The organism is Mesoplasma melaleucae (assembly GCF_002804105.1).
Lineage (GTDB): Bacteria > Bacillota_I > Bacilli_A > Mycoplasmatales > Mycoplasmataceae > Mesoplasma > Mesoplasma melaleucae.
Map to the genome: position 1 here is coordinate 179392 of NZ_CP024964.1, position 20373 is coordinate 199764.

Annotated in this window: 18 protein-coding genes, 6 tRNA genes and 3 rRNA genes; 18 read left to right on the plus strand and 9 right to left on the minus strand. The window is 31.1% G+C overall.

Features of this window, described 5'->3' with window-relative positions; all coding sequences use genetic code 4:
• Window positions 1-3: 3 nt before the first annotated feature.
• The 7 genes from EMELA_RS05160 to EMELA_RS05280 form a co-directional block, all read right to left on the minus strand.
• Window positions 4-132: a hypothetical protein gene (locus tag EMELA_RS05160; protein ID WP_268875450.1), complete on the minus strand. Its 129-nt coding sequence runs from the start codon at window positions 130-132 to the stop codon at window positions 4-6.
• A gap of 121 nt (window positions 133-253) precedes the next feature.
• Complete coding sequence (locus EMELA_RS04680; RefSeq protein WP_198409296.1) at window positions 254-403, minus strand: hypothetical protein; 150 nt, start codon at window positions 401-403, stop codon at window positions 254-256.
• Window positions 381-755, minus strand: coding sequence for a hypothetical protein (locus EMELA_RS04685; protein ID WP_028124071.1), 375 nt, complete (start codon window positions 753-755; stop codon window positions 381-383). The genes EMELA_RS04680 and EMELA_RS04685 overlap by 23 nt, the downstream gene beginning before the upstream one ends.
• Window positions 755-1141 (minus strand): hypothetical protein, encoded by a 387-nt coding sequence (locus tag EMELA_RS04690; RefSeq protein WP_028124072.1) that lies wholly within the window; start codon window positions 1139-1141, stop codon window positions 755-757. The genes EMELA_RS04685 and EMELA_RS04690 overlap by 1 nt, the downstream gene beginning before the upstream one ends.
• Window positions 1126-1827, minus strand: coding sequence for a hypothetical protein (locus EMELA_RS04695; protein ID WP_028124073.1), 702 nt, complete (start codon window positions 1825-1827; stop codon window positions 1126-1128). Before EMELA_RS04695 ends, EMELA_RS04690 begins: the two co-directional genes overlap by 16 nt.
• A gap of 188 nt (window positions 1828-2015) precedes the next feature.
• Window positions 2016-2249: a hypothetical protein gene (locus tag EMELA_RS04700; RefSeq protein WP_028124074.1), complete on the minus strand. Its 234-nt coding sequence runs from the start codon at window positions 2247-2249 to the stop codon at window positions 2016-2018.
• 20 nt (window positions 2250-2269) lie between these two features.
• The gene (locus EMELA_RS05280; RefSeq protein WP_169733532.1) at window positions 2270-2383 is read right to left on the minus strand and encodes a lipoprotein; all 114 of its coding nucleotides are present in this window, start codon (window positions 2381-2383) and stop codon (window positions 2270-2272) included.
• Between the two features lie 175 nt (window positions 2384-2558).
• On the opposite strand from EMELA_RS05280, the gene ligA reads away from it, so the two are divergent.
• Genes ligA through gatB form a run of 4 tightly spaced genes read left to right on the plus strand, consistent with a single transcriptional unit; the run spans window position 2559 to window position 7737 of the window.
• The gene (ligA, locus tag EMELA_RS00900) at window positions 2559-4559 is read left to right on the plus strand and encodes an NAD-dependent DNA ligase LigA (RefSeq protein ID WP_028124075.1); all 2001 of its coding nucleotides are present in this window, start codon (window positions 2559-2561) and stop codon (window positions 4557-4559) included.
• 1 nt (window position 4560) lies between these two features.
• On the plus strand, window positions 4561-4848 hold the full coding sequence (locus EMELA_RS00905; RefSeq protein ID WP_028124076.1) for a hypothetical protein: 288 nt from the start codon (window positions 4561-4563) through the stop codon (window positions 4846-4848).
• Window positions 4848-6296: an amidase family protein gene (locus EMELA_RS00910; RefSeq protein WP_034971127.1), complete on the plus strand. Its 1449-nt coding sequence runs from the start codon at window positions 4848-4850 to the stop codon at window positions 6294-6296. Before EMELA_RS00905 ends, EMELA_RS00910 begins: the two co-directional genes overlap by 1 nt.
• A 1-nt stretch (window position 6297) precedes the next feature.
• Window positions 6298-7737 (plus strand): Asp-tRNA(Asn)/Glu-tRNA(Gln) amidotransferase subunit GatB, encoded by a 1440-nt coding sequence (gene gatB / locus EMELA_RS00915; protein WP_028124078.1) that lies wholly within the window; start codon window positions 6298-6300, stop codon window positions 7735-7737.
• A gap of 43 nt (window positions 7738-7780) precedes the next feature.
• Here the strand turns inward: gatB and EMELA_RS00920 are convergent, their stop codons facing one another.
• Window positions 7781-8227 (minus strand): hypothetical protein, encoded by a 447-nt coding sequence (locus tag EMELA_RS00920; protein ID WP_028124079.1) that lies wholly within the window; start codon window positions 8225-8227, stop codon window positions 7781-7783.
• Window positions 8228-8310: 83 nt separating this feature from the next.
• Window positions 8311-9225, minus strand: coding sequence for a potassium channel family protein (locus EMELA_RS00925; protein WP_028124080.1), 915 nt, complete (start codon window positions 9223-9225; stop codon window positions 8311-8313).
• An 83-nt stretch (window positions 9226-9308) separates the two neighbouring features.
• On the opposite strand from EMELA_RS00925, the gene EMELA_RS00930 reads away from it, so the two are divergent.
• From EMELA_RS00930 to EMELA_RS00990, 14 genes are all read left to right on the plus strand, one after another.
• Window positions 9309-10973: a TrkH family potassium uptake protein gene (locus EMELA_RS00930; protein ID WP_034971128.1), complete on the plus strand. Its 1665-nt coding sequence runs from the start codon at window positions 9309-9311 to the stop codon at window positions 10971-10973.
• Between the two features lie 8 nt (window positions 10974-10981).
• Entirely contained in the window at window positions 10982-11836 is an 855-nt protein-coding gene (locus EMELA_RS00935) for a bifunctional 5,10-methylenetetrahydrofolate dehydrogenase/5,10-methenyltetrahydrofolate cyclohydrolase (RefSeq protein ID WP_028124082.1), read from the plus strand.
• A 154-nt stretch (window positions 11837-11990) separates the two neighbouring features.
• A tRNA-Asn gene (locus EMELA_RS00940) sits at window positions 11991-12066 on the plus strand.
• Between the two features lie 8 nt (window positions 12067-12074).
• Window positions 12075-12150 (plus strand) — tRNA-Glu (locus EMELA_RS00945).
• 9 nt (window positions 12151-12159) lie between these two features.
• Window positions 12160-12235: transfer RNA gene (locus EMELA_RS00950), tRNA-Val, on the plus strand.
• Between the two features lie 10 nt (window positions 12236-12245).
• Window positions 12246-12321, plus strand: a tRNA-Thr gene (locus EMELA_RS00955).
• A gap of 125 nt (window positions 12322-12446) precedes the next feature.
• A tRNA-Lys gene (locus EMELA_RS00960) sits at window positions 12447-12522 on the plus strand.
• Between the two features lie 3 nt (window positions 12523-12525).
• A tRNA-Leu gene (locus EMELA_RS00965) sits at window positions 12526-12609 on the plus strand.
• 268 nt (window positions 12610-12877) lie between these two features.
• A 16S ribosomal RNA gene (locus EMELA_RS00970) occupies window positions 12878-14402 on the plus strand.
• A 207-nt stretch (window positions 14403-14609) separates the two neighbouring features.
• Window positions 14610-17522, plus strand: a 23S ribosomal RNA gene (locus tag EMELA_RS00975).
• A 66-nt stretch (window positions 17523-17588) separates the two neighbouring features.
• Window positions 17589-17696 (plus strand): 5S ribosomal RNA (rrf, locus tag EMELA_RS00980).
• Together the 16S, 23S and 5S rRNA genes with 6 tRNA genes alongside form the textbook arrangement of a ribosomal RNA operon.
• Window positions 17697-18627: 931 nt before the next feature.
• Window positions 18628-18822 carry a hypothetical protein gene (locus EMELA_RS04710; RefSeq protein ID WP_028124597.1) on the plus strand — a complete coding sequence of 65 codons (195 nt, stop codon included), beginning with the start codon at window positions 18628-18630 and terminating at the stop codon, window positions 18820-18822.
• Window positions 18773-19222 (plus strand): ATP-binding cassette domain-containing protein, encoded by a 450-nt coding sequence (locus EMELA_RS04715; RefSeq protein ID WP_028124598.1) that lies wholly within the window; start codon window positions 18773-18775, stop codon window positions 19220-19222. The genes EMELA_RS04710 and EMELA_RS04715 overlap by 50 nt, the downstream gene beginning before the upstream one ends.
• Window positions 19223-19462: 240 nt before the next feature.
• Window positions 19463-20305, plus strand: a complete 843-nt coding sequence (locus tag EMELA_RS00990) for an HAD-IIB family hydrolase (protein WP_028124599.1) — start codon at window positions 19463-19465, stop codon at window positions 20303-20305.
• Window positions 20306-20373: the final 68 nt, after the last annotated feature.

Here is a 20373-nt window from a genome sequence, read left to right on the forward strand (position 1 = left end):
TTTTTATTTAGTTTCAAAATATTCAATATGATGCTTTGGTTCAACAGCTTTTTTTCTAGCTCCAGAAAGAACTAATTTAACTAAGTAAGTATTATTTACATCAGCGTTTTTATAATTTATTTTGCTTATCATCAAATATTTCAGTTAATGATCTAAGTATTTCTTTAATACCCGCAAATATACCTTTAATTAAATTTCCAGTTTCATCGTTTCATAAAGTGCTAATTGAATATAGTATAGTGTTTTCTCTAAATTAATATCAATCTATAGTACCATCTTCAAGCTCAACACCTAAACTAAGCATTCATTTAGCTACATCTTTACTGCTAAATTGTTTTGCCTTAGATAATCCAAATTCTTTTTTACCAGGTATTGTTACTTTAATGTCAGTATTTTTTTTCATCAAACAATTTTGTAGCAAGTGCTAATAAATATGTATATTGAGCATCGCTTTCTCCTAATAATAAATCACTAGTTACTAAATCAGAAATTTTAACTGAAGTTGAATCTCCCTTAACTAGTTTAAATTCAGAATCTTGTGTTAAAGAAGTATTATTAAATTCATTAGCAATATTTGAAAGTTTTGGGGCAACACCTTTAGCTAGTAATGCAATAACATGACTTAGGCCTTTTGTTCATGTTTTAAGTAAATCACTTAGCTTCATAGTTTTTGTTGATTGAAGATCAATAATTTGCTTTAATGAAATTTTTGGTAGTTCAACAGGTAAACTATTTTCTAGACCAAATACTTGCATTAATTTTCTAATATCTGATTAACTAAATAACCTAAAAATTTGTTAGTATATGATGCTTCAGAATCAACAATTGAAGCAATTGTAACTCTAAAACTTTCAACTTTAGTAATTATATTGTTAATCTGCTCTTTTAATTTATCATTTATAAATGATCATTCTTTTAAATTATTAAATGATTCAACAAGTTGATCTACTAGTGTTTTAAAGAAATTATCAATATCTATTCCAGTTAAAATTGAGCTAACTAATCCAGATGCTACTCCACCAAGTTGTTCAGAACCTATTCCTATTCTGTTAAGGAAATCAAGAATTCCATCATCAGGGTCAATCCCAGATGCTAAGCCTTTAATAACTCCATCAAATGTTGAACTTAAGAATGTATTCAATTCACCATTCTCAGTTTTTCCATTTGTTGATCAATCACCAAGTTCAATGATAATGTTGTTTTATTTATTTTTAATATTTTTTTATTAAAACTTAAATTAGTATTACCTGTTGTAATGTCATCATCAACTTGAAATAATATTTTAAATGTTCTTAAAAGTTTATATGAGTTTTTGTCAGTTTCACCAGAAAATAAATCATAAAAAAATTCTAATAAAGCGTCTATATTAGTTGCATTAATTATACTTTCATCAATAATTTTAGCGTTTACTTCTTTTATTATCTCTAGATCAGTTTTGTCTTTAGAAAAAATGTAGTTGTCATCTAACATCTCTTTTGAATCTAAATTGTAATCATCAGTTGTAAAATTTTGAATATATCAATTAATTTCAAATAAAGCGTTCATTAGTAAACCTAAACTTTCACTTGTAAAAGCAATTTGTGGTTTACTTTCTTTATTGTTTAGTTTTGTCATAATTTTTTTTCAAATATTTGAATTGTATTTGTAGTAATCTAAGTTGATATCATCATGTTGCTCTTTAAAATCAAAAGCTTTTTTTACTTCTATTCCAAAAAGATTAGCAACAAATAAAGTTAGTTGATAAGAAAAGTAAACTTTTAAATCTAAATTTGTTTTAATTGCAAGTTTAATTAGATCTTTATAATTAGGTACTTTAACATCTTTCATAATGTCAATGCGTTAGAAATTTTAGGCATAACTTTTTGAAATGATGAAATATTTTTATCACTTAATGAGTTTAATAAAAGCGGTAAAATTGAACTTACTGAAGTTGGATAAAAACTATCTCCAAACATTTAATTAATCTTGTCAAAAGAATTTTGAATAGAACTAATTATTTTGCTAATTTCACTTTGTTAAACAGGCTTATTAAATTTATCTTTTGAATAGATAATTGTTTCTAAATAATCATTAGCTTTAGGTATATTATATAATTCTTTAAATAATTCACCCATTGTTTTTGAACTATTTGTATTATTAATCATTTCACTAACTTTAAGATTTGAAATATATTTATCAACAGATTGCCCATTGTAACCTTGAGAATTTGCTAAAATTGCACCTTTAAAATAATTAGATGTTGAAGACATAACTTCTTCTAATTTTTTATCTATATTTTTTTAACTGTATTTACATACTTACATGAAACAACAACCATTACTGGTATTACTGATAATGATGTTGCTCCAATAAGTGATATTAATTTTTTTATTCCTACTATAATAGAATAATTTTACACTTTTTTAGATAATTTTGCACCATAAGAATTTAAAAATTGTCTATATAACACTGTGCAAAGAAATTTAAAAAATGATGAATAACTATTAAAAATGACATAAATTTTTAAACCCAAAAAACTTTTAAAAAGTTTATAATTATATAGATATAAAGGAGTTATCATGACTAAGGAACAAGCAATAATATTAATTAATGATTTACGTAAAAAACTTAATAAATGAGCTAAAGAATATTATGTGTTAGATAACCCAAGTGTTGATGATACAGAATATGATCAAGCAATTCATCAATTAATTGATCTTGAAACACAATTCCCTGAATTAATTACATCAGACTCAATTACACAAAAAGTTGGGGGTATTGTTAGTGATAAATTTGAAAAATATACCCACAAATATCCAATGTTAAGTCTTGGAGATATTTTTAGTTGAGATGAGTTTTTAAACTTTAATAAACAAGTTGCTAAAATCACCGGTACTAAAGATAACGAATACACAGCTGAACTTAAAATTGATGGTTTATCAATTTCATTAATTTATAAAAACAATGTCTTACAAAATGGGGTAACTCGTGGTGATGGTAAAGTTGGTGAAAGTGTAACAACTAATGTTAAAACAATTAAATCTATTCCACTTTCAATTCCTGTAAAAGATGAAATTGAGATTAGAGGAGAAGTTTTCTTATCTAAAACTGAATTTGCAAAAATTAATGAAGAAAGATTAATTAATGGTGAACAACTATTTGCTAATCCAAGAAATGCTGCAGCAGGAACTTTAAGACAATTAGATTCAAAGATTGTTGCAAGTAGAAATCTTGATGCTTATCTGTATTATTACTTTAATGAAACAAATCCAATTAACACACAATTTGAGTCAATTAACCAAATAAAACAATTAGGTTTAAAAGTAAATCCAGAAACAAAAATATGTAAATCACTAGATGAAATTAAAGCATATATTGAATATTACACTGAAAAAAGAAATGAATTAGATTATGAAATTGATGGAATCGTATTTAAGTTAAATGATAAAAATTTACAAGAAGAAGTTGGATATACTGCAAAAACACCAAAATGAGCAATTGCTTATAAATTTTCAGCAGAAGTTAAAGAAACTAAATTACTAGATATTTTCCCAACAGTTGGTCGTACAGGTAAAATTACATACAACGCAAAATTAGAACCAGTGCAAATTGCCGGAACAACAGTTTCAGCAGCATCATTAAACAATGCTGAATATATCATGGCAAAAGATTTAAGAGTTAATGCGAAAGTGAAAGTTAAAAAAGCTGGAGATATTATTCCAGAAGTTATTAATGCAATTAAAGATAATGACTTTGAAAACTTACCCAAATGAGAAAAAGCTGAAAAATGTCCAGCATGTGGTGAGGGATTAGAAAAAACAGCAACTGAAGTTGATCAATTTTGTGTTAACTTCAATTGCCCTGCTCAAATCTTAAGAAGTTTAGAACACTTTGCAAGTAGAGGTGCCGCAAATATTGTTGGTTTAGGCGGTCAAACAATTAAAAAATTATTCGAAGAAAAATTAATTACAAATATTGCAGATATATTTAAAGTTGAAGAGCATAAAGAAGACATTATTAATTTTGAAAAGTTTGGAGAAAAAAGTTTTGAGAATTTAGTTGCATCAATTGAACGGGCAAAACATAATTCACTTGAAAAAACATTGTTTGGATTAGGGATTAGACATATTGGATCTAAAACAGCTTTAACTCTTGCTGAAATATATCAAAACATTGATAATCTTAAAGATGCAACTTATGAAGAATTAAGTGCAATTAATTCTTTGGGAGAAGTTTTAGCAGCATCAATTGTAGATTGATTTAAAATCGAATCTAATTTACAATTAATAAATCAATTAAAAACATTTAATGTGAATTTTGAATATTTAGGAGAAGCTAAAAATACTGATTCTCTAATTAGTAATAAATCATTTGTCATTACAGGTACATTATCAAATTCAAGAGATTATTATAAAGATATAATTGAATTGAATAATGGTAAAGTAATTGGTTATGTTTCTAAAAAAACTGATTATTTATTAGCTGGTAAAAATGCTGGAAGTAAATTAACTAAAGCAGAAGAATTAAATGTTAAAGTAATTAATGAAAAAGAATTTTTTGAAATTTTAAAAGGAGAATAGGATGAACAATAAAAAGTATTATAAAGAATTAGCTGAAGATTGCATGTTAAGTTTTACTGATGCAGAGATTGATGAAATTGTAGCTAAGGAAGAAAACCTAAAAAAAGAATTTGAAAATGTTTTAAAAATCGATACAACTAATGTTAAGCCTTTATTTTATCCATATGATGATATTCATACATATTTAAGAGATGATGAAGAAATAACAGTGATAGATCAAAAAGTTATTTTAAATAATGCACCAACAGCAACTGGTGATTTTGTAACTATTAAAAAGGTGGTTAAATAATGAATTATAAAAAATTATCAATTATTGAATTACATGAAAAATTAGTTAATAAAGAAATTACAGTTTCACAATTAACTCAAGCTGTTTTAACAGAAGCTAAAAAACTTCAATCATCAAATGCAATTAATAAACTAGTTGAAGACAAGGCATTATTACTAGCAAAAGAATTAGACAATAATATTGATCAAAATACTTTATTATATGGAATCCCATATTTTGCAAAAGATAACTTTGCAACAAAAGATATCGAAACAACTTCTTCATCAAATATTTTAAAAGGATATGTTCCTCCATTTAATGCTACTTCTATTACTAAATTAGCAGATAATAAAGCTGTTTTAGTTGGTAAAGCTGCGTTAGACGAACTTGGAATGGGTGGAGTTGGATTATATTCATGTAATGGAGTAATTACTAACCCAGCTGATGAAAAAAGGCTTGTTGGAGGAAGCAGTAGTGGAAGTGCATACTTAGTTGCAAAAGGAATAGTGCCTTTTGCAACAGGTAGTGATACTGGTGATTCAATCAGAAAACCTGCATCTTTTAATAACATTGTTGGATTTAAACCTTCATATGGGGCAATTAGTAGATATGGTTTATTACCTTATTCACCAAGTTTAGATACTGTTGGTTTTTTTACCAGAAATGTAACTGATATGGCAATCGTTTGTGATGCTACTTTTGGTTATGACAATAAAGATGCAACAAGTCATCACAATGATTCAAAAGATATTTATCAAAACATTAATGACTTAGATAAAAACACTAAATTTGGATATATTAAAAAAGTAATTGATGATTTAACTGAAACAACAAGAAAAGCCTATTATGAATTTTTTGAATTGTTAAAGTCAAAAGGATATGTTGTTGAAGAAGTTAACTTTAACCAAGATTTATTAAATGCACTGTCTGCAATTTATAAAATGATTTCATATAGTGAATCAGTGTCAACTAATTCAAACTTAGATGGAATTAAATTTGGGCAAAGAGCTGAAGGCGCAGATTATGTTGAAATCATTACAAATTCAAGAACTCAGGGATTTGGAAATGAAGTTAAACAAAGATTTATTGTTGGAGCATTAAATTTAAATAAAGAAAATCAAACAGTTTATTTAAATAAAGCTAAACAAGTAAGAAGATTGATTGTTCAAGAATTAAAAGAAGTTTTTGCAAAAACTGATATTTTAATAATTCCACCAACAGATAAAGTTCCACCATTAATTAGTGAAATGAAAATTAAGACTGCACCTGAAAAGCAATATTTAGATCATATTCTTACTTTAGCAAACTTCAATGGATCTCCATCAATTACAATTCCTTTTATTAAAGAACACAAATTAGGAATTGGGATTAACTTAAGCGCTAAACCAAAAAATGACTTATTATGTTTACAAGCAGCTAAAATGTTTGAAGACATAATTGGTATTAAGAACGAAATAGTGGAGTATTAAGATGAAAAATTTTGAAATAATTATCGGAATTGAAAATCACGTTGAATTAAAAACAAAAACTAAAATGTTTTCATCTGCACCAGTTAGTTATGGTGAAACTCCAAATACAAAAGTTAATGAAGTTGATATGGCTTATCCTGGAAGTTTACCAGTTATCAATAAAAAAGCAATTCAATTAGCAATTAGAACTTGTCATGCTTTAAACATGGAAATTGATACATTAGTTAAATTTGATCGTAAAAACTATTTTTACCCAGATTTAACTAAGGGATATCAAATAACACAACAATATAATCCAATTGGTAAAAATGGAGCATTAGTTATTAATGTTAATGGTGTTGAAAAAACAGTTGATATTGAAAGACTGCATATGGAAGAAGATACGGCTAAACAAATTCATAAAGATGATTTAACTTTTATTGATTACAATAGAGCTGGAACAGGTTTAGTAGAAATTGTTACAAGACCAGTTATGCGAAGTGCAGATGAAGCTTGTGCTTATGTTGAAAAACTAAGAGAAATTTTATTATTCTTAAAAGTTAGTGATGTAAAAATGAATGAAGGAAGTTTAAGAACTGATGTTAATATTTCAATCAGACCATTTGGTACAAATGAATTTTCAAACAAAGTAGAAGTAAAAAACTTAAACTCAATTTCAAATATCAAAAGAGCAATTGAATTTGAAGTTGAACGTCAAACTAAATTAATGTTAAACAATGAAATAATTATGCAAGAAACCCGTAGATTCGATGATACAACTAATTCAACAGTTTCAATGCGTAGTAAATCAGATGCATTAGATTATAAATACTTCAGAGAACCAAACATTATGCCAATTCAATTAGATAAAAATTGAGTAAATGAATGTATTCAAAATTCACCTGAGTTAGCAGATGTTAAACGCAATAAGTATACAAATGAATATAAATTATCACTTAATGATGCAAACATTATTTTAACAAGTATTGAAATGACAGACTTTTTTGAAGAAGCAATTAAATATACAAATAACTATAATAAATTAGCAAATATTTTAATTAGTGATATTCAAGCACAATTAAATACTCAAAATATTTCAATTGATAAATTAGCTTTATCTCCAACTCATTTAGCTGAAATAATAAATTTAGTTGATAAATCAGTAATATCTTCAAAACACACAAAAGCAATCTTACCAATCATTATGAAAGATAATTCAAAATCAGTAATGCACATTGTTCAAGAATTAAATATTAAAATGATTAGTGATGAAACTGAGATTACTAACTTGGTAAATCCAATTATTGAAAGTAATTTAGAATTACTTGAACAATATAATGAAAGACCAGAAAGAGTAACTAAAACTATTATGGGTCAATTAATGAAAGTGACAGGTGGAAATGTAAATCCTGAAGCTGGAATGCAAATTATTATTAAATTAGTTGAATTAAAAGCAAAATAAAATGAAGCAAGCGCTTCATTTTATTATATTCATTTATATCAAATTATTTTCTAACGATTGGTCCAGTTAAAATTAAGAAACCTAAAATAATAACAATATAGAATCCAATAATTGATCCGATTGAAACTTTAGTTCCTTCACTTGATAATAATGTTACGTTAGCAACAATTAATAAAATAACTGAAATTAAAGCAAGCCCAATAGAAGCTGAATTGAATAATCTTGCAAAAGCATCAATTCCTAAAAGACCTAATATCAATCTAACAACAACTGGTAGAATTGATATACATGATAATGCTAAAGCGGCTGAAACAAGATTTTTTGGCGTTTCATACACTGACATTATATCTGATCCATATTTAATAATTCCAAAACCATTTTTAGCACCTAAACCAATTCCAAAAATTGTAATAATTACTAATATTGCAAAAGCAGCAGCTGAAACTACAGATAATAAAGATCATAAATTCTTTTTAGCTCATTCTTTCATTTTTCTTCCTCCTTGTAAAAGATTATAAATGATATTTTAAATTTTTAAACAAAAAATAGTAGTTTAAAATTACTACTACTTAATTATTTTTTTAATGATTTTTTGTTTTTTTCAAAATTAGAAGCGTCAATTGTTTCGTTAACATTGTCATCAAAAATAATTGAATCAAATAAATCATTAGCTTCAGTTGTGTCAAATGCTTCTTCATTTTTATTCTTGTTATCTAATGTTTTATTTGCATGTTTAAGATTATCATTTTCTAACTCATCAAAGATCACTAATTGATCACTTGCGTCTTTTTTATCTTTAGCTCCACCTTGAATTTTTTCAGCTAATTCATTAATAATTGTTGTTTTAGCAAATACTACAACATCATCATTTTCTTTTAATTCAGTATAGTCATCAGGTAATAAAACTTTCCCCTTACGACGAATTTGAATAATATTAAAATCTTTTGTTGTAGAAAGTCCAGCAGCTAAAATTGTTTTATTAAATATATTGTGATTTGTTACATTTAAAGTTGTTGAAACAAAGTCTTCATCAATTGATTGCACATCAACATGTAAATCAATATTAAACATAGATCTAGCAGCAACAATGTTTCCAGCCAGTCCATCAGGTAAAATAATTTGATTTTCGCTTAATCCTAAAGCTGTCAAAATTCTTTTGTGTTTTTCATCACGTGCTCTAACAATTATGTTTTCACATTCTAAATCGGTTAAATTTAAAACAGTCATTAACCCTGCTTCAATATTTGTTCCAACTCCAACAATTACAACATCATATGCATTGATTCCATTTTTAGCTAATGCCATTTTGTTAGTTGAATCTAAAACAACAACATCAACTCCATATTCAAATTCTGATAATTGTAAATTTAATTTATCTTCATCATAGTCAAAAACAGTAACTTGTTGTTTTTTATCAACAAGTGTTTTTATTACAGATAAACTGAAGTTTGATACCCCAATAATTGCAATACTTTTTTTCTTTGCCATTAAATACACCTTCTTTATTACTTTAATTATTATACATTTTAATATTAAATTGTATAATAATTACTATGAATGGGGGTGATCAAATGACTAGTAAGAAAAATAAGTCTGAGAAACCTAATTGACTTAAAATTAAAAAAGACAATAATCATAAAAATAAATTTGACCCCCAAAGAGCATTTTATAAACTAAAAACTTGATGACCGCTATCAAAAGTTTCAGGAAAAATATTTTTAATCTATTTTATAATCGTTTTATTTGGTGGATTTCTATTATGTATTCCAGGGATAGTAATTAATAATGATTTAAATGGGTTTGATTTTAGATGAGATTATCTAACTGGAATCTTTACTGCTTCAAGTGCCTTTAGTGATACTGGGGTTAATATTATTGATCCTTCACATGATTATTCATTTTGAGGGCAATTGATTTTACTTATCTTAATTGAGATGGGTGGAATTGGAGTTTTAACTTTAAAAATTATTTTATTTGTTTCAATTAACAAAAAGATTTCACTTAATGATACCATTGTTGCGCAATCAGAACGTGGTAATGATGTTAAGTCATCAACCATTGAATTAATTAAAGATGGATTTATCTTTTTAACATTTGTGCAATTATTAGCTGCGGGAGTTTTATTCTTCTTATTCTTCTTTTCTGATCCAGCAACACAATCATTAAATGGAACAGAATTAAATGTAGTGTCACCTTATCATAATTTCATAAAGTCAATTTGATTTGCAATTTTTCACTCAACAAGTGCAATTAATAATGCTGGTTTTGATTTATTATCTACAAGTTCTTTACAACCATATAATATTGAAGGACACCAAGCATATGCTATTCAAATCGTGTTCTTGTTAGAATGAGTTATTGGAGGATTGGGTTATCCAACATTCCATGATATAAAAAGAAAAATTAAAGCAAGAAGAGTTGGACAAAAAGTAAGATTGAGTTTATTTACTAAATTAAACTTCTGAGTATATTCATCATTAGCAATTGTTGGACCTTTATTAGTATTTGCAAGTGAGTATTTAAATCAAGCAAACTCATTAATCTATAATTACTATACATATGAAGTTGATCAATTAACTCAAATGCCTATTAATGTAACAATTACTGGAGCAAAACCTGGATATGCTGTAGCTATGGATATTATCTTTAATACAACAGCATGTAGAAATGCAGGGTTCTCAACAGTTCCAATTAATGATTTTAATGCTTCATCAAAAGTTATTTTATCTTCATTAATGTTTATTGGTTCAGCACCATCATCAACAGCTGGAGGAATTCGAACTACCACTTTTGCAATTATTCTATTATCAACTTGAGCAATTGTACGTAATAAAAGTTATACAAGTGCATTTAAAAAAGTAATCCCAGCAGAAACAGTTAGAAGAAGTTTTTCAGTATTCTTTATTTCAGTCTTTATTTTAGCAATTGTTATCATTTTAATTTATTTTGATTCTAATGCTTATTTAACTCCAAGTATTGATAATGAATTAGTACAAAATCAAGGTGATGCAAGTATTGTCCAGATCTTAACGTTAATAACCAGTGCTTATGGAACCGTGGGGATGAACCCATTTATTCAAGTTCAAATGTATAATTTTGGTGTATTGACTAAATTATTAGTTATTCTATGTATGTTTTTAGGACAATTAGGGATTTCAAATACATTATTAGCATTTATTAAACCTTCAAAGAAAACTAACTTTAAATACTTAGAAGAAGATGTAACGATAGGATAGGTGATATTATGAAAATTTTAGACGGTAAAAAAATAGCTTTAAAACGTAAAGAAGAACTAGCTTTAAAGATTTCACAATATCAAAATCAAGGTTTAAGAAAACCAAAACTTGTTGTTATTATGGTCGGTAATGATCCTGCTAGTGAAGTTTATGTCTCACATAAAATTAAAATTGCTAGTCAAGTCGGAATTGAATCTGAACTATTAAGATTTGCTGAAGATATTAAAAAAGAAACTTTATATGACAAAATTAATGAATTAAATCATAATCAAGAAACTGATGGAATTTTATTACAATTACCTTTACCAGTTGATTTTATTGAAGAAGATTATTTACAAGCAATTATTCCCCAAAAAGATGTTGATGGTTTTCATTATATTAATCAAGGTAAGATCTTACAAGGTTATGAAACTACTTACCCATGTACACCATTAGGTATTATTAATTTATTAGAAGAATATAATATTGCAATCAAGCATAAAGATATCACATTAATTGGGACAAGTAATATTGTTGGTAAACCATTAGGAATGATGTTATTAAATAAAAAAGCGACAGTTACAATGTGTAATAAAAATACATTAGATATTAAAAAGCATACTTTAAATGCAGATATTATTATTAGTGCGACAGGCAAACAATTCATTATTACTGGAGACATGATTAAACAAGATGCAATTGTTATTGATGTTGGGATCATTAGAGACCCACATACTAATAAATTAGTTGGAGATGTTGATTTTGAAAATGTTAAGACAAAAGCAAGTTACATTACTCCGGTTCCAGGTGGAGTGGGTCCAATGACTGTCATAACACTAATGGAAAATACATTTAATTTATACGAAAAACATATTAATAAATAGATTAAAACACTTCTTTAATAAGTGCTTTTTTGTGTCAAAAATAAAAAAAATTAAAAATTATAGAAACTTATTTACAACTTATTTTTTATATGATAAGATTTTTATTGTCCTTTAAGGAATGAACAATTTAATATTAACCAATAAAATTGTATTTGGCTTTTTAGCTCAGTTGGTAGAGCAACCGGCTGTTAACCGGTTTGTCACAGGTTCAAGTCCTGTAAAAGCCGCCATTACTTTTGGCCTGTTGGTGAAGCGGTTAACACACACGGTTTTCATCCGTGGACACACGGGTTCGAACCCCGTACAGGCTACCATTTATTATTGGAGTGCTAGCTCAGTTGGGAGAGCTCCTGCCTTACAAGCAGGCGGTCAGCGGTTCGAGCCCGTTGCACTCCACCATTTTTTTTGTGCTGACTTAGCTCAGTTGGTAGAGCAACTGACTTGTAATCAGTAGGTCGGGGGTTCAAATCCTCTAGTCAGCACCATTATCAACTATAAAAGAAGCACCATTGGTGCTTTTATTTTTATTTTCTTAATATCTTAATATATATTTATTTACATTGATAAATTAAAAAAATAATGATAATATTTTTATTGTCCAAAAGTTTATGACTCGCTAGCTCAGTCGGTAGAGCAACTGGCTTTTAACCAGTGGGTCCGGAGTTCGAGCCTCCGGCGAGTCACCATCTGCGGGATTGGCGGAATTGGCAGACGCACTAGACTTAGGATCTAGCGTCTTCGACGTAAGGGTTCGAGTCCCTTATCCCGTACCATATGAGAACAAAAACTAGTGTAAAAAATTGCTAGTTTTTTTATTTGAAAATATACGAAAAAAGCACTTTTAAAAATAAATAAAAATTTATCAAAAAATGATTGCTTTCAAAATTAAAAAAGTGTATATTTATTATTGTGCCCTAAATTGGCACCAAATGATCTTTGAAAACTAAATAGAACAACAATTGTACAATCCTGTAACAATTTCAAATTGAGTACAGATTTAATATACAAAAAAATATAATAGTCAGAATCAAAACAATAATTTAAAATGAGAGTTTGATCCTGGCTCAGGATAAACGCTGGCGGCATGCCTAATACATGCAAGTCGAACGGAGGTGCTTGCACCTCAGTGGCGAACGGGTGAGTAACACGTATCTAATCTACCTTCTAGCGGGGGATAACTTTTGGAAACGAAAGGTAATACCGCATGTGGATATTATTATCGCATGAGAAAATATTCAAAGATCCGTTTGGATCACTAGAAGATGAGGATGCGGCGTATTAGCTAGTAGGCGGGGTAATGGCCCACCTAGGCGATGATACGTAGCCGAACTGAGAGGTTGATCGGCCACATTGGGACTGAGATACGGCCCAGACTCCTACGGGAGGCAGCAGTAGGGAATTTTTCACAATGGACGAAAGTCTGATGAAGCAATGCCGCGTGAGTGATGACCGCCTTCGGGTTGTAAAGCTCTGTTGTAAGGGAAGAAAAAATAGGAGAGGAAATGCTCTTATCTTGACGGTACCTTACCAGAAAGCCACGGCTAACTATGTGCCAGCAGCCGCGGTAATACATAGGTGGCAAGCGTTATCCGGATTTATTGGGCGTATAGGGTGCGTAGGCGGTTTTGCAAGTTTGAGGTTAAAGCCCGGAGCTCAACTCCGGTTCGCCTTGAAAACTGTGAGACTAGAATATCAGAGAGGTAAGCGGAATTCCATGTGTAGCGGTAAAATGCGTAGATATATGGAAGAACACCAGTGGCGAAAGCGGCTTACTGGCTGATTATTGACGCTGAGGCACGAAAGCGTGGGGAGCAAATAGGATTAGATACCCTAGTAGTCCACGCAGTAAACGTTGAGTACTAAGTATTGGGGATTACCTCAGTGCTGCAGCTAACGCATTAAGTACTCCGCCTGAGTAGTATGCTCGCAAGAGTGAAACTCAAAGGAATTGACGGGGACCCGCACAAGTGGTGGAGCATGTGGTTTAATTCGAAGCAACACGAAGAACCTTACCAGGGCTTGACATCCAGTGCAAAGCTACAGAGATGTAGTGGAGGTTAACATTGAGACAGGTGGTGCATGGTTGTCGTCAGTTCGTGCCGTGAGGTGTTGGGTTAAGTCCCGCAACGAACGCAACCCTTGTCGTTAGTTACTACCATTAAGTTGAGGACTATAACGAGACTGCTAGTGTAAGCTAGAGGAAGGTGGGGATGACGTCAAATCATCATGCCCCTTATGTCCTGGGCTACACACGTGCTACAATGGCCGATACAAAGAGTCGCAATCTCGCGAGGGGGAGCTAATCTCAAAAAGTCGGTCTCAGTTCGGATTGAAGTCTGCAACTCGACTTCATGAAGCCGGAATCACTAGTAATCGCGAATCAGCTATGTCGCGGTGAATACGTTCTCGGGTCTTGTACACACCGCCCGTCAAACCACGAGAGTCGGTAATACCAGAAGTACGTTTCCTAACCGTAAGGAAGGCGCGTCCCAAGGTAGGACTAGCGATTGGGGTTAAGTCGTAACAAGGTATCCGTACGGGAACGTGCGGATGGATCACCTCCTTTCTATGGAGATAAAAACAAAACAGATTGACTATTATATGTTCTATTTAGTTTTCAGGGATTATTTAAATATAATCTCTGAAAGAAAATTGTTCTTTGAAAACTGAATATTAGATGAAAAGCATTGTAAAAGATTAAATAAATCAACAATTTTTAACAAAACATAAAAATAATTTTACTGAATCAATTTCAATTGCTTTAAGATTTTTTCTAAAAAATAGTAAGGGCACATGGTGAATGCCTTGGAAAATGGAGCCGAAGAAGGACGTGATTACCTGCGAAAAGCATCGGGGAGCTGGAAGTGAGCTTAGATCCGGTGATGTCCGAATGGGGAAACCCAATACGATTAATCTCGTATTATCCATAAGTGAATACATAGCTTATGAGAAGGGAACCTTGGGAACTGAAACATCTTAGTACCAAGAGGAAAAGAAAATAAATAATGATTCTGTTAGTAGCGGCGAGCGAACGCGGAAGAGGCCAAACCAGTCTACGGGCTGGGGTTGTAGGACATCTTTTTAGAGTTACAAAATCAACATATAGTAGAAACTACTGGGAAGTAGTGGCATAGAGGGTGATACCCCCGTATACGAAATGTGTTAATCTCTTAGATGTATCCTGAGTACGGCGAAACACGTGAAATTTTGTCGGAATCCGCCGAGACCACTCGGCAAGCCTAAATACTCCCATTTTACCGATAGTGAACCAGTACCGTGAGGGAAAGGTGAAAAGTACCCCGAGAGGGGAGTGAAATAGTTCCTGAAACCATGTGCTTACAAGAAGATAGAGCCCGTTAATGGGTGATATCGTGCTTTTTGTAGAAAGAGCCGGCGAGTTACTGTATCGTGCGAGGTTAAGCAGAATATGCGGAGCCGTAGTGAAAGCGAGCCTTAATAGGGCGTTTAGTACGTTGCAGTAGACACGAAACCGGGTGATCTAGCCATGAGCAGGTTGAAGTTTGGGTAAAACCAAATGGAGGACCGAACCGACGTTCGTTGAAATGACCGCGGATGACTTGTGGCTAGCGGTGAAATTCCAATCGAACCCGGAGATAGCTAGTTCTCCCCGAAATATATTTAAGTATAGCGTCGAGGTTTACCACAATGGAGGTAGAGCACTGAATCTATGATGGCCCCACCTAGGGGTACTGAATAGAATTAAACTCCGAATGCCATTGTCGGATACTCGGCAGTCAGAACATGGGTGATAAGGTCCATGCTCGCGAGGGAAACAGCCCAGATCGTCAGCTAAGGTCCCTAAATTTAGGTTAAGTGTGTAAGGATGTGGAATTGCACAGACAGCTAGGATGTTGGCTTAGAAGCAGCCACCATTTAAAGAGTGCGTAACAGCTCACTAGTCGAGTGATTCTGCGCCGAAAATGTACCGGGGCTAAACCTAATACCGAAGCTACGGATTGTATTTTTAATACAGTGGTAGGGGAGCGTTCTAATTGCGATGAAGTCAGACCGTGAGGACTGGTGGAGCGATTAGAAGTGATTATGCCGGCATGAGTAACGTTTGAATGTGAGAATCATTCATACCGTTTGACCAAGGTTTCCTGGGCAAGGTTCGTCCACCCAGGGTTAGTCAGGACCTAAGGCGAGGCCGAAAGGCGTAGTCGATGGACAACAGGTTGATATTCCTGTACCTGCTAGTTAGTGATGGAGTGACGGAGAAAGGTAGTGTATCCCAGGTGATGGATGTCCTGGGTTAAGCACAAAGGCGGCAACATAGGCAAATCCGTGTTGTATTAAACGCTGAAGTGTTATGAGGAGTGAACGGTTCGCCTAGTAACGAAGTACATGACCCTACGCTTCCAAGAAAAGCTTCTAACTTAATAACTAGTAGCCTGTACCTATAACGAACACACGTGGTCAAGGAGAAAATCCTAAGGTAAGCGAGATAACTGTAGCTAAGGAACTCTGCAAAATAACTCCGTAACTTCGGAAGAAGGAGTGCTCAACTATGTTGAGCCGCAGTGAAGAGGGAGGGACAACTGTTTAGCAAAAACACAGCTCTCTGCTAAGTCGCAAGACGAAGTATAGGGGGTGACGCCTGCCCAGTGCCGGAAGGTTAAGAGGAGAAGTCAGCGCAAGCGAAGCTTCGAATTGAAGCCCCGGTGAACGGCGGCCGTAACTATAACGGTCCTAAGGTAGCGAAATTCCTTGTCAGGTAAGTTCTGACCCGCACGAAAGGCGTAATGATCCCTTCGCTGTCTCGGCTGCAGACTCGGTGAAATTTTAGTACTGGTGAAGATGCCAGTTACCCGCAACTAGACGGAAAGACCCCGTGGAGCTTTACTATAACTTGATATTGAAATTTGGTATAAGGTGTAGAGGATAGGTGGGAGACTTTGAAGCTGGACCGCTAGGGCCAGTGGAGTCAACCTTGGAATACCACCCTCGTTATATTGAATTTCTAACTTCGACCCGTTATCCGGGTTAAGGACAGTGTCTGGTGGGTAGTTTGACTGGGGCGGTCGCCTCCTAAAATGTAACGGAGGCGCTCAAAGGTACCCTCAGCATGGTTGGAAATCATGCATAGAGCGCAAAAGTAGAAGGGTGCTTGACTGTGAGACTTACAAGTCGAACAGGTACGAAAGTAGGATTTAGTGATCCGGCGGTCCCGTGTGGAAGGGCCGTCGCTCAACGGATAAAAGTTACCCCGGGGATAACAGGCTGATCTCCCCCAAGAGTTCACATCGACGGGGAGGTTTGGCACCTCGATGTCGGCTCATCGCATCCTGGAGCTGTAGTCGGTTCCAAGGGTTGGGCTGTTCGCCCATTAAAGCGGTACGCGAGCTGGGTTCAGAACGTCGTGAGACAGTTTGGTCCCTATCTGTTGTGGGCGTAGGAAAATTGAAGAGAGCTGTTCCTAGTACGAGAGGACCGGAATGGACACACCTCTGGTGCTCCTGTTGTCACGCCAGTGGCACAGCAGGGTAGCTATGTGTGGAACGGATAATCGCTGAAGGCATCTAAGCGAGAAGCCTCCTTTAAGATGAATTTTCCCATTTCTTTAGAATGTAAGATCCCTTATAGACTATGAGGTTGATAGGATGGATGTGTAAGTGTCGCGAGGCATTAAGCTAACCATTACTAATAGATCGAGAGAATTTTAGAAAAAAGAAGCAATTGAATATGCATAACATCTAGTATCCAGTTTTCAGAGAACAATTTATAAAAATAATCTGGTGGTCATAGCGTAGAGGTCACACCTGTTCCCATACCGAACACAGAAGTTAAGCTCTACAGCGTCGAAAATATTGCCTTGCGAGAAAATAGAACGCTGCCAGTTTTTTAGAAAAATAACTCTATAAGGGTTATTTTTTTATTTTTTTAATACAATTATTTTTAAAATAGAAAAAAACCATGTAATATTAAAAATGTTTATGCAAGAAATAAGTTTGGAATTCTTTTATTTTCTATATTAGCATTTATCTCAGCTGCAGGATTAGTTTTTTTCTGGTTATGTTATCAGTTATCTAATAAATACTGCAGTTGATGTAGTTAATTGTGACAGTGATAAAATGAATTTGCTTTTTATTGAAATAGCTATTTGTGCTGCATCATTTGGAATTTGTTTGTTTTTTCTTATTTTCAAACACAGCAAAAAAAATAAAATAATAAAAAATTTCAATTTATATTTAAGAACAAAAATTACAAATAAAATTATTAATTTAGATATAAAAGATTTAGATACTAAAAATAATGAGATTTTATTAGTTGATTAATTAATGATATAAATCAAATAGAAAGTAAAAACTTTGAAAACTTATTTTCTTTTATTGAAACTTTCTTAACAGGAATATTAGCTATTATTGCGATATTTTTACTAAATTGAATTACAGAATTAGTAACAATTATTTGCTTTTTTGTTTTATTAATTATTACATCACTTTTACATAAATCAATGGTTAAAATTTTTAATAAATTATCATCAAAGCAAGAAGAATTTTCTTCAAAAGTGGAAGATACAGTTTCAGGTTATAGAGAACTTCTTTATAATAATAAAACTAAAATTTTTAATCAAATGATTAATGAAAAAAGTGCTGATTTAGAAAATTATAAACAAAAAATAAAAGTCTTCAAAATTTACAAATTACTGGAATTAATTCAATTGGTGTTTTTGTCAAATTGGATTATTAATATTAACTGTAATATTAACTTCATACAGGATTGCACCAATAGGTTTAGTTTTTGCTGTTACTCATTTAGCAGGAAAATTATTGGGAAATGCTCAACGTGCATTAGGATCACTACTTGGATTATTAGGAAGTAAATATTTATTTAATAAATTTAATTATGAAAAAATAAAACATAATGATAAAAAAATAAAATTATTCAAATCAATAACAGTTAGTGATTTTAAGTTTGGATATAAATGGAAACACTTTATGCAAAAACTTAAGTTTAAAAATTAATAAAAGTAAAAAATATTTAATTTCAGGGCGTAGTGATGCTGGTAAAAGTACGTTAATGAAAATTTTATTTGGTACTGTATTAGATTATCAAGGTGAAATAAAATGAAATAACGAATTAAATTATTTAGAAATTGATCGTAAAAAAATATGAGAGCAAATTTATTATGTTCAACAAGAAGCAACTATTTTTGAAGGTACATTTAAAGAAAATATTACATTATTTGATAATTCAATAACTGATAAAAAAGTGCTTAAAGTCGTTAAGCAAGTTAATTTAGAAGAACTTTTAACTAAAAATAACAATACTTTATCATTTAAATGTAAAGATATTTCTAAAGGTGAAGCTCAAAGAATTGCAATTGGTAGATCTTTATTATCAAATAAAAAGTTATCTACTTAGATAAACCAACAGCTAGTTTAGATAAAAGTAATACTGAGTTAATTGAAAACTTAATTCTAAAAAATCCTGATTTAATAGTCTTATTTATTTCACATACTTCTGATATTAAAAATCAAATGTTTGATGAAGTTATAAAATTAAAATAGTTAGTAAATATAAAATGAAAAGAATTTTAAAGAATTCTTTTTCTTGTTTATTTGATAAAATCAATTAAACAAGAAAAATCAGAAAGGTGAAAAAATGAAGAAATTTATAGCATTTAGTGATTGTGATGGCACATTATTATTTGATGATTACAAGTTTTCAGACTATACAATTAACACAGTAAAAGAAATTTATGAAAGTGCTAATTATTTAATTCCAGTTACAGCAAGAACATTAAAAAACTTAAGAACAATTGCAAAACAATTAAAAATTGATCAACTTGGAGGTATCGTTGCAGGAAACAACGGAGCTCAAATATTTGATTTTAAAAAAGATCAATTTATTTTAAATAAAACTATTAATAAAGAAATGATTGCTGAAATATTTGATTTATATTTCACTGAAGCAGACGAAGAAAAAGAATGTAAAGTAAACTTTACTTCTGAAAACATTGTTTATTCTTTTGGTGAATCAGAAAACACTAAAAAATGAGCAGAAATTATGGAACAAGAATTTAAAGTTGTTAGAAATTCAATTGAAATTATTGAAGATATTGTAAGTATTACTATCGTAACTAAAAAAGGTACAGATCTTGATACTTATTTAGAACACTTCAATCAAATCAAAAAAAATTATGGCAAAGAATATAGAATTGATAACTATCATAATAGAGTTATTAGTATTGCACCAAAAGATGTTGACAAAGGTTATGCAGTTGAAGTTATTAACAAATATTTAAATAATACAGGACAATATGAAACATATGGTTTTGGTGATAGTTATAATGATTTTGCTCTAATTGCTGCTGTTGATTATGGAGTAGCTATGCAAAATGGATTACATGAACTAAAAGAAAATGCATATGATATAACTGAATATTCAAACTACCAAGATGGAGTAGCTAGATACATTAATGAAAAAATTATAAATAAAAAATAAAATAATACAATGAAATAAGGTCTACCCTTATTTCATTTTTAATATTATAATCACTATATAAAATATAA